Origin of the sequence: Delftia sp. HK171 (genome assembly GCF_001886655.1) — a bacterium.
GTDB classification, from domain to species: domain Bacteria; phylum Pseudomonadota; class Gammaproteobacteria; order Burkholderiales; family Burkholderiaceae_C; genus Comamonas; species Comamonas acidovorans.
This window is the reverse complement of sequence record NZ_CP018101.1, coordinates 3508627-3522685: the sequence shown is the minus strand read 5'-3', so window position 1 is coordinate 3522685 and position 14059 is coordinate 3508627. Positions and strand designations below refer to the sequence as shown.

Annotated in this window: 13 protein-coding genes; 6 read left to right on the top strand and 7 right to left on the bottom strand. The window is 63.1% G+C overall.

Annotated features, from left to right (window positions below; genetic code table 11):
* The first annotated feature begins 572 nt into the window (after positions 1–572).
* Positions 573–2063: a GGDEF domain-containing protein gene (locus BO996_RS15915; protein ID WP_071955563.1), complete on the top strand. Its 1491-nt coding sequence runs from the start codon at positions 573–575 to the stop codon at positions 2061–2063.
* A gap of 30 nt (positions 2064–2093) precedes the next feature.
* Here BO996_RS15915 and BO996_RS15910 read toward each other — a convergent pair whose 3' ends face one another.
* Positions 2094–3923: a methyl-accepting chemotaxis protein gene (locus tag BO996_RS15910; protein WP_071955561.1), complete on the bottom strand. Its 1830-nt coding sequence runs from the start codon at positions 3921–3923 to the stop codon at positions 2094–2096.
* Positions 3924–4723: 800 nt separating this feature from the next.
* Here BO996_RS15910 and BO996_RS15905 point away from each other — a divergent pair.
* Positions 4724–5017, top strand: coding sequence for an H-NS histone family protein (locus tag BO996_RS15905; RefSeq protein WP_012205312.1), 294 nt, complete (start codon positions 4724–4726; stop codon positions 5015–5017).
* Positions 5018–5503: 486 nt separating this feature from the next.
* Here the strand turns inward: BO996_RS15905 and BO996_RS15900 are convergent, their stop codons facing one another.
* Together BO996_RS15900 and BO996_RS29140 are read right to left on the bottom strand one after the other, a co-directional pair.
* Positions 5504–7066 carry a methyl-accepting chemotaxis protein gene (locus BO996_RS15900; protein WP_063326305.1) on the bottom strand — a complete coding sequence of 521 codons (1563 nt, stop codon included), beginning with the start codon at positions 7064–7066 and terminating at the stop codon, positions 5504–5506.
* The gene (locus BO996_RS29140) at positions 7056–7280 is read right to left on the bottom strand and encodes a hypothetical protein (protein ID WP_156897970.1); all 225 of its coding nucleotides are present in this window, start codon (positions 7278–7280) and stop codon (positions 7056–7058) included. Before BO996_RS29140 ends, BO996_RS15900 begins: the two co-directional genes overlap by 11 nt.
* A 132-nt stretch (positions 7281–7412) precedes the next feature.
* On the opposite strand from BO996_RS29140, the gene BO996_RS15895 reads away from it, so the two are divergent.
* A complete protein-coding gene (locus BO996_RS15895) occupies positions 7413–8588 on the top strand; it encodes a GGDEF domain-containing protein (protein ID WP_232240334.1) in 1176 nt (391 codons plus the stop codon).
* Between the two features lie 109 nt (positions 8589–8697).
* On the opposite strand, the gene BO996_RS15890 is transcribed toward BO996_RS15895, so the two are convergent.
* The gene (locus tag BO996_RS15890; RefSeq protein WP_071955558.1) at positions 8698–8877 is read right to left on the bottom strand and encodes a CsbD family protein; all 180 of its coding nucleotides are present in this window, start codon (positions 8875–8877) and stop codon (positions 8698–8700) included.
* A gap of 131 nt (positions 8878–9008) precedes the next feature.
* Entirely contained in the window at positions 9009–9413 is a 405-nt protein-coding gene (locus BO996_RS15885; protein WP_071955556.1) for an Arc family DNA-binding protein, read from the bottom strand.
* A 182-nt stretch (positions 9414–9595) separates the two neighbouring features.
* Here BO996_RS15885 and BO996_RS15880 point away from each other — a divergent pair, with 182 nt between their 5' ends.
* Positions 9596–9988, top strand: coding sequence for a hypothetical protein (locus BO996_RS15880; protein ID WP_034392958.1), 393 nt, complete (start codon positions 9596–9598; stop codon positions 9986–9988).
* Positions 9989–10012: 24 nt separating this feature from the next.
* Here the strand turns inward: BO996_RS15880 and BO996_RS15875 are convergent, their stop codons facing one another.
* Both BO996_RS15875 and BO996_RS15870 read right to left on the bottom strand, forming a co-directional pair.
* The gene (locus tag BO996_RS15875) at positions 10013–11314 is read right to left on the bottom strand and encodes a UDP-N-acetylglucosamine 1-carboxyvinyltransferase (protein ID WP_013802678.1); all 1302 of its coding nucleotides are present in this window, start codon (positions 11312–11314) and stop codon (positions 10013–10015) included.
* Between the two features lie 141 nt (positions 11315–11455).
* Positions 11456–11932 carry a GNAT family N-acetyltransferase gene (locus tag BO996_RS15870; RefSeq protein ID WP_012205305.1) on the bottom strand — a complete coding sequence of 159 codons (477 nt, stop codon included), beginning with the start codon at positions 11930–11932 and terminating at the stop codon, positions 11456–11458.
* A gap of 271 nt (positions 11933–12203) precedes the next feature.
* On the opposite strand from BO996_RS15870, the gene BO996_RS15865 reads away from it, so the two are divergent.
* Entirely contained in the window at positions 12204–12407 is a 204-nt protein-coding gene (locus tag BO996_RS15865) for a hypothetical protein (RefSeq protein ID WP_071955554.1), read from the top strand.
* A 251-nt stretch (positions 12408–12658) separates the two neighbouring features.
* A complete protein-coding gene (locus BO996_RS15860) occupies positions 12659–13732 on the top strand; it encodes a linear amide C-N hydrolase (RefSeq protein WP_071955551.1) in 1074 nt (357 codons plus the stop codon).
* Positions 13733–14059 lie beyond the last annotated feature (327 nt).

Below are 14059 nucleotides of genomic sequence, written 5' to 3'. Positions count from 1 at the left end.
TTTATGCGTTGCGCATCGTCGTTCTATCGACAGGAGTTGCACTTTTCCTGGTACCGCGGCGGCTGGAACGCCTCTCCAACCCTCGCCGGACGGCAGCCGCCCCAGCTGGCACCACCAGCTCTTGGGATATTCATCAGAAACAAAAGTAACTAATTACAAATTCTTGATGCAATAGGACGCAGGGACCACGCAGGGACCTGACTACGGAATCGCATGAATCATTAGCATGCACCCCATATTTCCTTCACAAAAGCTGCTCCAGGCGCACCGCTGCCACTTGAGGCAGCGCTGATCGGGCATCCCGGCGCCTGCGAACCGCTTTCATCGCGTGCTGTATGCAAGATGGATCAGTACTTGCAAATACATGCATTTCCGCTAGATTGACCCCGCAGGCGTAAATTTTGTGTACTCAAGTTACCCCGCACCTCTTGTCTGATCTGCCCCGAGGAGGATTTCCTGTTCCCGCTGCCCGCCGGGCCGCTCGTTCACCACCATGACAAGGGCATGGCCGCCATGCCCGACGAACGCGCGCAGAGTCCGGTGCCTCCATTCGGTCTCCACAGGGGAGACATATGTCACATCGCGCCGCATCCGGAGATCCGTGGAGCCTTCCACAAGCTGCAACGCCCTGGCGGGACAGCTTTGTGCTGGGCGGGGTGCTGTTCCTGTGCTCGGCCGTGGCGCTGGGCCTGCGCTCTCCGGAGCATCTGTCGTCTCTGTGGCTGTCCAACGCCCTGCTCCTGGGCTGGATGCTTCGCAGCCCGGCCTACAGCCATAGACACGGCTGGACGGCTGCCGCCGTTGCCATGGCGCTGGCCGAATGGCTTTCCGGCAGTCCGCTGGACCAGACCCTGTGGCTGACCTTTGCCGACCTGGCCGCCGTGGCCTGCGGCTGGGTGATGATGCGGCGCCTGCCGCAGCGGGTGCAGCAGATGCGCTCCCCTTCCTCGGTGCTGCATCTGGTGATGTGCAGCCTGCTGGTGAGCGTGGTCGGAGCCGTGCTGGGCTCGGCGGGCATGCACCATCTCATGCATTGGCCCTGGCAGCCCATGATGGCCATGTGGTTCAGCAGCGAGTTGATGCACATGACCCTGTTGCTGCCTGTGCTGCTGAGCCTTCCGGCAAAGCTGGAGCCGCTGTCCTGGCGCAGCCAGCCATTCAAACAAACGGCGCAGGCCTTGCTGCCGCTGCTTGCCCTGGCGATTTCCGAATCCATTGCCATCTACCTGGGCGGACCAGGCGCGCTGTCGCTCACCATGCCGGCCATGCTGCTGTGCGCCATGCGCTATCGGCTGTTCGTGGTCGCCCTGCTCAACCTGGTCAGCTGCGCCATCAAGCTGGCCACGTTTTCCCATGTGTTGTTCAGCTCGCCCGGCACCGAGCTGGAGACGACGTTCTCCTTCCGCCTGGGTCTGGCCATGCTGTCGATCGGCCCGCTGGCCGTAGCCTGCACGCTCATGGCTTTCAAGGACATGCTCAGCAAGCTGCGCCATGCAGTGAACCACGATGCGCTGACGGGACTGCTGGCACGCACCAGCTTTCTGGAGCGCGCACAGCGCACGCTGGAGCGCCTGCAGCGCGAGCGCCAGTCAGGCGCCATGCTGATGCTCGACCTGGACCACTTCAAGCACATCAACGACCGCCATGGCCATGCCGCCGGCGACCGGGTGCTGCAGGAAGTCTCGGCCCGCCTGTCGCAGGCGCTGCGCCCGCATGAACTCATAGGCCGCCTGGGCGGCGAGGAGTTTGCGGTGCTGCTGCCCGGTGCCGACTGCGTCACGGCCAGAGCCGTGGCCCAGCGGCTGTGCGAGGCCACGCGCGAAATTCGCATCAACATGAACGATGGCGCAGCCATCTGCCCCACGCTGAGCATTGGCATAGGCTGCACGAACATGGCCTACCCACCGCTGGGTTTGAGTGCCTTGCTGCGCATGGCCGATACCGCGCTGTACCAGGCCAAGGCCAGCGGCCGCGACCGCTACTTCGTGGCCGGCGAGCGGCCGGGCGAGGCCGACACAACAGCCTTTTCCTGCGAGCATCCGGGTGGCGCCAAGGCGGCCTGATCGCCCGGCCCGCCTTGGCTTTGCCTGCGCTCAGCGCAGGCGGCGCATCCCGCTTGCCGCGCTTGCATCTTCAAGCTTGAAGCCCGCCACGGCCTGCGCCAGCTGCACCGCCTGCTGCTGCAGCGACTGCGCTGCGGCCGTGACCTCTTCCACCAGGGCAGCGTTCTGCTGCGTGACCTGGTCCATCTGGCCGATGGCGCTGCCCACCTCGGCAATGCCACGGCTTTGCTCCTGGCTGGCGTTGCTGATCTCGGCCACCAGCGTGCTGAGCTTGCGCACGCCGTCCACGGCCTGGTCGATGGTGGTGCCCGCATTGCGCACCAGGCGGCTGCCCGTGTCGATCTGGCCCACGGAATCATCGATCAGCGCCTTGATCTCCCTGGCCGCCGTGGCGCTGCGTTGCGCCAGCGTGCGCACCTCGCTGGCGACCACGGCAAAGCCCCGACCCTGCTCGCCGGCGCGCGCCGCTTCCACCGCCGCGTTCAGCGCGAGGATGTTGGTCTGGAAGGCAATGGAGTCGATCACGCCGATGATGCTTTCGATCTTGCGTGCGGAGGCCTCGATGCCGCCCATGGTCTGCACCACCTGGCCGACGGCCTCTCCGCCCTGGGTGGCGATCTGCGAGGCGCTGGTGGCCAGCTCGCTGGCCTGGCGCGCATTGGCCGCGTTCTGCTGCACGGTTGCCGTGATCTGCTCCATGGCGGCTGCCGTCTGCTCCAGCGAGCTGGCCTGCTGCTCGGTGCGTGACGACAGGTCCTGGTTGCCACCCGCAATCTCTGCCGAAGCCATGCGCACCGATTCCGACGACTCGCGAATGCGCAGCAGCACCGTGGCGATCTTGTCCACGAACTGGTTGAAGGACTGGCCGATCTGCGCCAGCTCATCGCGGCCGGCAGAGGTGAGGCGGCGGGTCAGATCGCCTTCGCCAGAGGCGATGTCCTGCAGCGCATCGCGTGCCACGGCCAGGCGGTTGAGCATGCGGCGCAGCGCCACGGTCAGCAGCACCGCCGCGCCCAGCACGGACAGCACGGTGATGAGGGCGGCCACCTGCAGCAGCGCCCGCACCGAATCCGTGGCCTGTGCGCGGTCGATCACCACGGCCAGCGTCCAGGGCGTGCCCTCGACCTTGGCGGCGTAGAGCATCTGCGGCTCGCCATCGAGCACCAGATCGGCGCGGCCGCCCTGCTCGGCCAGGCGCTTGATCAGCGCGGCATCGAGTTCAGGGGCAATCGCGGAAGCGGGCTTAAGCGCCAGCTCGGGCTTGGCGTAGGCCAGCAGGCGGCCTTCGCCATCAATCAGAAAGGCAAAGCTTTTTTCCTGGGGACGGATGGCGGCCACTTTCCTGGACATGGCGGCCAACCGCACATCAGTGCCGACAACGGCCGTGATGGCGCCCGAGCTGCCGACCGGATCGACAAAGCTGATGGTCAGCTCGCCGGTGCTGGCATCGACATAGGCCGGCGTCACGCCCGGCCGGCCTTCGCGCACGGCCTGCTTGAACCAGTCGCGCTGGGTTCCGTCGTAGTTCTCCGGCATGGGATGGGTGAACACGGCGCGCTTGTCGGCATGGACGAAATAGGCATCATCGAAGCCGCCAGCCTGCTGGCCGGCCAGCAGGAAGGGGATGGGGTCCGGCTGGTCCACCGCCTTCTTCAATGAGCCGGTGATGCGCTGCTTGTCCTGAACCCAGTCGGTCAGTGTGGATGCATGGGCCCGCGTGAGCTGGCCGATGTTTTCGTCGATATCGGACAGCGTGCTGCTGCGCGCCGTCCAGAAGGTGGCCATGGACAGCGCGAACAGTGCGGCCACGGTGATTGCTACGCAGATGAGGATCAGGCGGGCACGAAGTGTTTGAAACATGATGCGTAGTGAAGGCAAAACGAGGGCTGTGAATGCCCACCGAGCCTATCCGAGACGCATCGGCCGCCAGAGCTCGAAGAGTGCGTACTTGCCCTTGTAATTGCCTGCTTCTTGCTTGCGAAGAAGCCCGCTGGCTAGCCTCTTCGTGCAGGCACTGCATTGCTGGCAGCGCCGCCCAAACTGCAGTCGTCAGCCTTTTGCAAGAACCAGTCACAAGCTTGAAGGATGCGTGCTATAGTGTCAATTTGTAACACAGACACTTGCCGCCCTGGCTGCGGGATTTTTCTGTCGCAAACGCCAGAGCCTTGATTCCAGGACCCTGCCGTTTGCGCCGCGCACCCTGTGTTTTTCCCTCCCTCATATTTTTGGGGTGCACCACGCGGCCTTTTCTTCCCTTGCATGGACTGCCATTGATCGAGAGTGGCTTCCCATCGGGGGCCGGCAGGGAGTCGGGCAAGAAAGTGTTTCACCTTGATACAAAAATGCCGATAAGAAGGCAGATCTGTCATTCAAGGGAAGAGAAACATGAAGCGATGCATCATCAAAGTGGCCGGCGCCTGCTACACAGCCCTGTTCCCCAGCACCTGCGCCGCTGTGGCAGACGCGATGGCCCGGTTTCCATACGCTACAAAAATCAGCGTCCGACTCGCCTAGACTCGGGCAAGATGGGAATCCGTTCTCAGACAGGTTCCAGGCAATACGCCTGTCGTCGTCCGGGTGTTGCGCGGCAGTGTAGGCTCACTTTGCCAAAAGTCTCCTAAGATTCCTTTATATTGGCAGATCAACATTCATTGATATACATGACTACCGACTACAAGACACTGCTGCAGCAGAAAGCCCATCTCGAAGCCCAGATCGCCGAAGTGCTCAAGACCGAGAAGTCCGGAGCCATTGCCCAGGTGCGCACCATCATCGACCAATACGGATTGACCGAGGCCGACGTCTTCCCTTCGTCCAAAGCCAAGGCTGGTGGCGGTTTCCGCGTGGTCGGCGTCCCCAAGTACCGCGACCCGGCCACGGGCGCGACCTGGACCGGCCGCGGCAAGCAGCCCCGCTGGATCGAAGGCAAGGACCGCACTCCCTTCGCCATATGAGGTCCGGCGCAGCCCGCCCCCTGGCAGCCGCCAAGCTGCGACAGAGCCCGCCAAGTGCGGGCTTTTTGCTGCCAGAAGCAACGGGTTAACCCTATTGCTCAGAAGTTACAAATTCTTCAATGTAGTGCAGATGCGTGAACCGATGGGTGCCGGCATGTTTCGGTACCCAAGCAATCACAACAAGGGAAACAGCAGGTATCACACAGGGAACTGTCCTACAGCCCTGCTCTCCAAAATCATGTTGGCCATGCCTTTACAGCAAGCGCAAGCCATGTGGATGCAACCACGCAGCGGCGAAGTCCAGGCGGCCACTGGAGCGATCCGCAGCCACCACGAACCATTTTCTAGCCGGGCCAGGGAGACTATCTCCTCCCTCCCCTCTCACTGACTTACCCTGGCAGGCCCGCAAGGGCACCGGCTTTTCTCTTCAAGGACCGCCCTCGGGCGGTCCTTTTTTCTGCGTGTGTTATTGCGCCTTGGTGCTGGTCAGCGCAAGGCTGGCACAGCATGGCCCACCTTGAACACGGCCACCATGCCCGACAGGCGCTGCGCCTGGTCACTGAGGGCGGCGGCCGCCGCTGCGGACTCCTCCACGAGAGCCGCGTTTTGCTGCGTCATCTGGTCCAGCTGGCTGACTGCCTGGTTGACCTGGCCAATGCCGTCGCGCTGCTCCGTGGAAGATGCCGTGATCTCGCCGATCATGTCCGAGACCTTGCGCACGCTGCCCACGATGTCATCCATCACCTGGCCCGCCTGGGCCACCTGGGCCGAGCCTTCCTGCGCGGCATCGACCGAGGTGCTGATCAGCACCTTGATCTCCTTGGCGGCCTCGGCGCTGCGATGGGCCAGGGCCCGCACTTCACCGGCCACCACGGCAAAGCCGCGGCCCTGCTCGCCTGCGCGGGCCGCTTCCACGGCAGCGTTCAGCGCCAGGATGTTGGTCTGGAAGGCAATGGAGTCGATGACACCGATGATGTCGGAGATGCGGCGTGCGCTGTCGCCGATGCGATCCATGCTGGCCACCACATGACCCACCACGGCGCCGCCGCGCTCGGCGGCCTGGGCGGCGCTGCCGGCCAGATGATTGGCCTGGCGCGCGGTGTCGGCCGCCTGGCCCACGGTGGCGGTCAGTTGCTCCATGCTGGCGGCCGTTTCCTCCAGATTGGACGCCGTCTGCTCGGTGCGCGAAGACAGGTTGTGGTTGCCCGCGGCAATCTCGGTGGATGCGGTGGAGATGGAATGCACGCTGTCACGCACCTCCGTCACCAGCCCGCGCAGCCGCGCCGCCATGCCCGAGACCGAGCGCAGCAGGTGGCCGAACTCGTCCTTGCGACTGTCATCCGCCGACACCGTGAGGTCGCCCTGGGCGATGGCGTCCGTCAGTTGCACGGCGCGTTCCAGGGGGCGGGTGATGGCCCGCGTCAGCGCCAAGGCCAGGGCCAGGCCCGCCAGAAGGACCACACCCTGGACGATCCAGGCCAGCACGCTGGCCTGCTGCCGGGCGGCCTGGGCCTGCTCGCGGGCTGCATCGCGCTGGCTGCGCTGCAGTTGCACGAAGACTTCCAGCGAGTCCACGTAGCGGCCAATGGCGCCCAGGTACTGCTGCTGGACGAACTCGCGGAATGCCGCTGCATCGCCGGTCAACTTGATCTCGCGCGCCCGCTTGTTCAGTGCCAGCACCTCGGTGCGGATGGCGGCAATGCGCTCCAGCGCCGCCTTGTCGGCGTCACTGGCGCCCTTGACGATCTCGGCCTGCAGCTTGGTGATCAGTGCCGAGCCTTCCTTGACCCGGCCGTCGAGCAGGCGGGTCAGTTCCTCATCGGTGGAGGCGTTGCTGGCCAGAACCCGCTCGCCCGTGGTCTCCGTTGCGCCCTTCCATTGAATGGCCAGGCTGATGCGACTCTCGTACTCGGACAGCGTCTGCATGCCGTGGTCCATGGCGCGAGCCGCCGCAAACTGTGCCCAAAGCGATACCGCAAGCATCATCGCCAGCAAGCCGCCCAGCGTGCCCCAAAGCTTGGCGGACACGCTCCATTGATCAAATTTCATTCGTAGCACTCTCGTCGGAAAAACCGAATACAGGAAAGGTGAAACAACAGGCCGCGCACATCAGCGGCGACCGTTTTCCGGCGCAACGCCCTGCCATATCGGCATAGGCCACCAATCCGGAAAAGATGACCTGCTCTTTCGTCACAAATGCCCGGGACTTGAGGCCGCCGCACGGGTAGGCCCGATATCGCCAGCCGTGCACAACGCGGAACATGCGCCCATGCGGCCGCAAGCGCCGTGGCAACGGATGCAAAATGGACCGGCGCTTCGGAATGCAGCACCATTCAATGCCGCAATCGCGAAGCTGTCGCCACCCGCACCTGCAAGTGCATAACACGCTGTGGATGTGTCACTCGATACCGATCGCCTCTATGTATTGATTGCGCCGCTGAGCATTCTGCTGCTCAGTTGCACGCTGGCCGTGTGCTGGCTGGTGCAGCGGCGCCAGCGCTACCTGCTGTGGATTGCGGGCGGATACGCCCTGGTTTCTCTGGCGCTGGCCTGGCAAAGCCTTGCACCCCGGGAAGAACTGCACCACTGGGCCGTGTTCACGGGCGCCATGTATCTGTTCGGCACCTGGTGCTTCGCGCGCTGCATGGCGGGGCGCTATGGCGTCTCGGCCCATCCCTTGCTGGGGCTGCTCATAGGCGCCGTCGTCCTGGCTGCGCTGTACTACTACAGCCGGGTCCAGGTCGATCTGTGGGTGCGCGTGCACTGGCTCAACACCGGCCTGGGCCTGCTGCAGATGCTGCCGGCGCCCGCCATGCTGCGGCGCCGGCCACCTCAGGATTGGCTGGAGAGAATGCTCTACTGGTCCTACGTGGTGTTTGCCGGCTACACCGCTGCCCGGCCGCTGCTGGTGCTGGCCCTGGGCAGCACCGATCTCAACGAGATTGCACGCTCCACATACTGGCTGGTGACCCTGGTCAGCACGCTGTCGTTTGCGCTGCTGTTCACCCTCATGCTGCTGGCATGCACGGTGCGCGATGTCTTCACCGCGCTGCGCGAGGAGCGCAACCACGACTCGCTGACCAACCTGCTCAACCGCCGCGCCTTCCAGGAGGCAGCCGAGCTGCGCCTGGCCGATCCGCACATGGCCCCGATCTCCGTGCTGATAGGCGACATAGACCACTTCAAGCGCATCAATGACAGCTGGGGGCATGACTGCGGAGACCGTGTATTGCAGGCCGTGGCCCAGACCCTGCAGCAACACGTGCGCAACGACGATCTGGTGTCACGCTTTGGCGGCGAGGAATTCGTGCTGCTGCTGATGCGCACCACGCCCCAGGAGGCCGAGCGCGTGGCCCAGCGCATACGCGCCCAGCTCAGCGCGGACGGCTATGTGCTGGCGGCCGGCCAGCGGGTGACCATCAGCTTCGGCATCGCACCCGTGGCCGCCAACACCGCCTTGACCGATGCGCTGACGCGAGCCGACGGCCTGCTGTATGCCGCCAAGCAGGCGGGCCGCGACCGCGTGCATGTGGCCACCGACCCTGGCCGCAGGGTGCCGCAGGCCGTCTGAAACAGGAAGTGCGGAGCGCCTTCTTCGCACGCCCACTCGTCGAAATCCGTGGAAAAGAAAAAGCCCGCCAGGGTGTGGCGGGCTTGTTCGCAAAGGCAGGGTGAATGCTTTATTTTTTCGCGTCCTTCAAGACTTCCTTCACATCACCCAGCTTCTTCTGGGTCGTGCCTTCGACCTGCTTGGCAATGCCCTTGGCCTGTTGCTCGGGGCTGTCGATCAACTCGCCAGCCTTTTGCTGCACCTTGCCTGCGGCATCCTTGAGCGTGCCCTTGATCTGATCCGTGTTCATAGTTGCGTCCTTTGCTGCAAGAGCCTTCAAAAAGGGATAGGTTGTTTAACACCCAACGCAACGATACGCGTGGCAAACCGGGGCGCGCGACAGCGCGCTGCAACGATACGCGTGGTCTGAGGCCTACAGCCTCAGGTCTTCTTGCTGGTGCGACGGGCGGCCTGCGCGCCATCCCCCGTGGCCTTGGGCAAAGACACAGCCTCACCCGCTTCGGAGCGCAGGCGCTTGAGGGCTTCGGTCACCACGGCCTCCTTGTGCGCCTCGAACAGGCCTGCAGCGGCGTCCTTGTGTTCTTGCAGCAAGCGACACAGGCGCGCGATTTCCTTTTTCAACTCCGCCACATCCAGGTCCGGGCCAGCCTGGGCCGTGTCGCCGGCTTCATCCAATTCGAAGCTGCGCCGTATGCGGGCAACGATTTCGGCATTCATGGAACGGTGGCCTGCCTTTGCCACTTCCGAGATGCGATCGCGCATTCCATCCGGGAAACGGACGATGAAGCGCTCCTGGGTTTCGCTGGGAAAGGGTTTTCGTTGCATTGGGCGATGGTACCTGCCAGATGCAAATTCAGATTCATGCCTAGTTGACATGATTCCAAGTTGGCATAACATTTGAATCGACCCGACCGAGGACCGGGCAAGCCAGCACCCATGCCTATGCCCGTGGCGATGCTCGTGCGTACGAGCACTGAACCCCAGACCTATTGCGCAAGAACAGAACCATGCCGGACACAGACATGCCCGCCTCCGCGCGCCTTGCGCAGGCCCTCGCCAGAGCGCCCGATCCGGAGAGCCTGGCGACCGATGCGCTATGCCACATCAGCGCGGCGCTGAGCGTGCTGGAAATGCATGTGGAAAGATCCAACCGCGCCATGGTGGTCGGTGTCCACGACCTGCTGCGCAGCTACCACCTCAAGGCAGACCGTGCCGCTGCAGAGCAGCCGGTCGAGGCGCTGGCCAGCAGCGTGCTGCCGCAGATGTCGGCCGACCTTCAAGGCCTGCTGGAAATCATTGACCGCGTGAACGACGACGAGATGGACGACCCCATCCTCTATGCCGTGAGCTACCTGCTCAGGGCGGCCAAGAGATTCTCGGATGCGGCGCCGCAGGCATAGCGGCCTGCGCGTCGCCGCCTGGCCTCACTCCTCGTTGGTCCACTCCACCCGCGCGCCCAGGCTGCGCAGGTTCTCGACAAAGTGCGGATGCGCACGGCGAATCGGCGTGGCGTTGCGGATCTCCGATCGACCCTCGATGCTGCTGGCGACCATGAACAGCGCAATCGCCACGCGGATGATGTAGGGGCTCTCCACCACGGCCGGCGTCAGCGGATTGCCGCCAAAGGTGACCACGCGGTGCGGGTCCGAAGAAAACACATGGGCACCGAACTTGGACAGCTCGCCCGTCCAGCCCAGCGCGCCGTCGTAGATCTTGTTCCAGAACAGCGCATTGCCCTGCGCATGCACACCCAGCGCAATGAAGATGGGCAGCAGATCCACCGGAAAGTACGGCCAGGGAGCGGCTTCCACCTTGGTGAGCACATTGCTGGTGAAAGGCGTCTGCACCTTCAGCGGCCCCGAGCGCAGCGCGCGCGACCAGCCGTTCTTGTGCTCCACCTGCACGCCAAACTTGGCGAAGGTGCGGTCGATCAGCGGAAAGTTGTCCGGCGTGCTATTGCGCACCTCCACATCGCCGCCCGTGATCGCACCCAGCGCGAGAAAGGTGGTGATCTCGTGGAAGTCTTCCTCGAAGGTGAAATCGCCGCCACCCAGCGGCGCACCGCCGCGTACCGTCAGGCGCGAGGTGCCGATGCCGTCAATATCGGCACCCATCATCACCATGAAGCGGCAGAACTCCTGCACATGCGGCTCGCAGGCCGCATTGGTCAGCATGGACTCGCCCTGCGCAGCCACGGCGCACAGCACGAAGTTCTCCGTGGCCGTGACCGATGCATAGTCCAGCCAGTGGCGCACGGCCTTGAGCGGCGCGGCACTGTGGATCAGCAGGGAGCCGCTGGCGCGTTCCACCTCTCCGCCAAAGGAGCGAAAGATATCCACGTGCGGATCGATCTCGCGCACGCCCAGCGTGCAGCCCTTGACGTTGTCCTCCAGCCGTGCCACGCCAAAGCGCGCCAGCAGCGGCGGCACCAGCATGATGGAAGAGCGCATTTCCTCTGGCAGGCGGTGCGAGGACGCGTCGAAGCGCGTGTCGCGGTGGTGCAGCTGCAGCGTGCGCGTGGCCTCGTCCAGCTGCACCTCGCTGCCCAGCGTGCGAAAGATGTCGAGGATCTTGCGCACATCCGTGATGTCCGGCACGCCATGCAGCCGCAGCGGCTGATCGGTCAGCAGCGTGGCGCACAGAATCGGCAGCACGGCATTCTTGTTGGCGGAGGGAACGACGCGGCCGCGCAAAGGCGTGCCGCCGTGGACGATGAGATTGGACATGGGGTGCAGCGCTAGCAGCGATAGGACAACGCGTGATTCTAGGGTTGCCGGGCTGCCCGCAGGCCTTGCAGCGGCAGCACACGCCCGCTGTTTCAACAGGTTTCGTATCCAGGCCGCCTACCCGACAACAAAGCGTCAGCCTCAGCCCTGCACTTCGTGCCCGTAGACGATGAAGCCCCGGTGCTCGGCCACCTGGTCATACAGCGCGCGGCCCGCCTCGTTGGAGGACTGCGTCTGCCAGTACACGCGGCGTGCTCCCGCCTGCGCAGCCTGCGCATAGACCGCACGGATGAGCGACTTGCCAATGCCCTGCTTGCGCCGCCGCGCATCGGCAAACAGATCCTGCAAATAGCACACCGGCTCCAGCCGCGTGGTGCTGCGATGAAACAGGTAGTGCGCCAAGCCGACCAGCTCACCCTCGCTCTCCGCCACGAGCGCAAACACCGGCTCCAGCGGATTGAGGAAGCGCTCCCAGGTGGCCTGTGTGATGCCTTCGGGCAGCGCCGTCTCGCCAGCGCGCCCATAGAACGCGTTGTAGCCCTGCCAGAGAGGAAGCCATTGGTGGTGATCCGCCTGTGTGACAGGCCGGATCTGGAGCGGAGGAACAAGAGACGACATGGAACTCCTGGCAAATAAATGAAATGGGGACCAGGAATTCTAGGCACGGCAAGCCGCCGCCAAGAGGTTTGCAGGCCAGTCCCGGCCCCTTCGCAAAGCCTGAGGACGCAGCGCACAGCGCGTCCGCAAAACACATACACGGCGTACAGGCCCGGCCTACATGCGACCTCAGCCTTGGCCCGCACAGAAACACCGCGCAACCAATTGAAATAGAGCCCATAGGAGAGCACGTACCCAGAAACCTCTCCAAATCATGTGACGGAGATACAAGATGAGTCGAGTCGTTCCGACAGAAAGCTTCAACCCGGACCCGGATGCCCGCTACCACCGCAGCATGCTGGAAGCCTTTCCCGTGCGCGGCAGCCAGCCTTTGCTGCTGCGCATGGAGTCGCGCTCGCCCCTGGGGCGCCTGTACGCGCGGGGCTTGCGCGCATTGCGGGCCGCATTCGCTACCGAACTGCCGAGAACCTTCTGATGCGACACCTCTTCCTCGTCTTTCTGTGGTCCGCCATCTGCGCCATTTCCTTTGCCGTGGCGATGCTGGCCAGCCCCATGCTCAGCCAAGCCATCTGACCGTGCTGACAGCGCGCGTGCCGTTGCCCGCACCACACCCATAACACCATCGGCCATCGCCTTGGCCGTCTCCAATGCGGCTTTATCCGACTCTGGATGCAAATGCCTGCCGCCTACACTGCGCCAGTTCATTTGCTTACAAAGGAATTGCCCGTGAAGAAAAGCACATTGCAGATTCGTCCCGTTGTGGGCGCATTGCTGGTGGGATTTGCCGGGCTTGCAGCCCTTTCCAGCGCCTGGGCCTGTACTCGCCTTGTCTATTTGGGTGCGAATGGCCAGGTCGTGACGGCACGCTCCATGGATTGGAAAAGCGACATCGTCAGCAATCTCTGGGTACTGCCGCGCGGCATGGAGCGCAGCGGCAAGGCCGGCCCCAATTCCCTGCGCTGGACTTCCAGGTACGGCAGCGTTGTCACCTCGGGCTATGACGTTTCCACCACCGATGGAGTCAATGAGGCCGGCCTGAATGCCAACCTGCTATGGCTCGTGGAATCCCAATATCCCGCTTTCGGCGCAGGCAGCAAACCCGGCCTGACCATTGCGGCCTGGGCGCAATATGTGCTGGACAACTTCGCCACCGTGAAAGAAGCCGTCGCGGCTTTGGAGAAAGAGCCCTTCACCATCGTCTCGGACAACGTGCCCGGAGAGAACCGCCTGACGACACTGCACCTCTCGATGTCCGACGCCAGCGGCGACAGCGCGATCGTCGAGTACATCAACGGCCGGCAGGTGATACACCACGGTCGTGAATACCAGGTCATGACCAACTCGCCGACCTTCGATCAGCAGCTGGCCCTGAACGCCTATTGGAAGCAAGTGGGCGGCACCACCATGCTGCCCGGCACCAACCGGGCCGCCGACCGCTTTGCCCGCGCATCGTTCTACGTCAACGCGATCCCCAAAAGCCCGGACCCCAACAAGGCGCTTGCCAGCGTCTTCAGCGTGATCCGCAATGCCTCGGTGCCATATGGCCTGAACACTCCCGAAGAGCCCAACATTTCGTCCACCCGCTGGAGAACCGTGTTCGACCACCAGCGCAAGCTCTACTTCTTCGAATCAGCCCTGACTCCGAATACCTTCTGGGTGGACCTCAAGGCACTGGACTTCAGCAAGCAAACCGGCAAGGTGCTCAAGCTCGACCTGGGACCGGATCAGGACCACACATTCTCGGGCGATGCCACGCGGAATTTTCAGGAATCGGTGCCGTTTGAGTTTCTTGGATTGTGAGAATCAACTTCAGGCACAGGCCACGGGCTCGCGCACTGCTGCCTCAATGTTGATTCCGCGTTGTGCTTTGCATAGGAAAAGGCCTCGCATTAATTCAAGGCATTTTCTATTAAAAACCAAAAATAGCAGAGCTAATCTCCGCCGATTAATACCATGACGGTTTATTGGCATTCAGCTGAAAAAATAAATCCAAACAAATAAAATACAATAATCTCAAAGTCAATACATTTGAATCTTCTATTGATTGATTTATATCAATATATAAACAATATCAACGTGACCTTACAAGCCGAAATCAAGTAATTCCTCAATAGACAATATTCAGGC